Here is a 1,481-nt window from a genome sequence, read left to right as displayed (position 1 = left end):
CCCAGATGGGCGTCGCTGGTGACCAGGCGCACGCCGGTGAGGCCTCGGGCGACCAGGTCAGCGAAGAACTCCTTCCAGGCTGGACCGGTCTCGCTGGTGGATACGCGCACCCCCAGCACTTCGCGGTGTCCGTCATTGTTGACTCCGGTGGCAACCAGGACCGCGCACGAGACGACGCGCCCTCCTTCGCGCACCTTCATGGTCAATGCGTCAGCGGCGACGAACGTGAAAGGCCCAGCATCATCGAGGGGGCGATGACGGAACTCGTCCACGTGTTCGTCCAGGTCCGATGCCATACGTGAGACCTGGGACTTCGACAGTCCTGTGATCCCCAGGGTTTTGACGAGCTTGTCCATGCGGCGCGTGGACACTCCCGCTAAGTAGCAGTCAGCGACCACTGTGATCAAGGCGCTTTCGGAGCGTTTACGGCGCTGGAGCAGCCACTGTGGAAAGTAGGTACCTGAGCGCAGCTTGGGGATCGCCACGTCAATGGTGCCGACCCTGGTGTCCAAGGGCCGGTAGCGATACCCATTGCGCCTGGTCTGACGCTGCGGGTCTTGTTGACCCCACTGGGCCCCGCACACCGCATCAGCGTCCGCTGATAACAACGCGTTGATCACGTGCTGGAGCAAGGAACGCATCAAATCCGGGGACGCCTGGGACAACGCCTCGCCAAGCATGCCAGCAGGGTCGATAATATGAGGAGCGGTCATCGTTGTGCCTCCAAATCGTTTCGAGTCAGAAGTAGGAAACTTTCTCGAAGGATCACACGGTGACCGCACCCATATCAAACGAGCCGACCACCACACGGTTACACCACTATGCGGGACACTACTCCTGATGTTTCAGGTTTTGAAATCAAATCCTTGGAATCTCAACGTTTTCTGGATGTATCTGGAGTGGCGCCGGGGGGAATTGCATGCGAGATTGTGGGGGAACTATGTCGCGTGCTCCCGAGATGTTTGTTTGCTCGGGTGTTGGTTGTGCTGGCCGTGGTGGGTGCAGGCGTGATGAGTGTGTGTCTCATGGTCGTGCCGGGCGCTTGTTTTTCGGTCGTGAGTCGTCTCTTTAGTCGCCACTGAGCTGCGTTGCCTTGCGCTTTGACTGGCGAGTCGGGGCGGGTCTCCGCAGTGCGGCTTGTTTCCAAGTGGTGTTACGCCACTTAGCGGGGTGTTACACCAGCTCGGAGGTGGTGTAATGCTCCCTAACTGGTGTAATGCTCCCTAAGTGGTGCAGAGCTGCGTGGCCTGGGCCTGCCGGACGCTTGTTGGGGTTGTTATGGAGCAGCTTTTCCGCGATGGGGCTTGTTGGCCAGTGGCATTGCACTAGTTAGCGCAGCGTTGCACTGGATAGTAGGCAGTGCAACGCTCTCCTATCTAGTGCATTGCTGCTGTATCTAGTGCAGCGCTGTACGGCCTGGGCCTGCCGGAAGCCGACGTGCCGACGCTGGTAAGGTTATCCGCGATCATGTTTGTTGTCGA

Annotated in this window: 1 protein-coding gene; it reads right to left on the bottom strand. The window is 59.2% G+C overall.

Annotated features, from left to right (window positions below; all coding sequences use genetic code 11):
- Positions 1-713 (bottom strand): IS256 family transposase (locus tag O3656_RS10205; protein WP_500063962.1); only part of this gene is annotated, 713 nt, incomplete at its 3' end.
- Positions 714-1,481: the final 768 nt, after the last annotated feature.

It is taken from the genome of Pauljensenia sp. 27098_8_83, from assembly GCF_041432695.1.
In the GTDB taxonomy this organism is placed as follows: domain Bacteria; phylum Actinomycetota; class Actinomycetes; order Actinomycetales; family Actinomycetaceae; genus Pauljensenia.
This window is presented reverse-complemented; position numbering and strand designations above follow the sequence as displayed.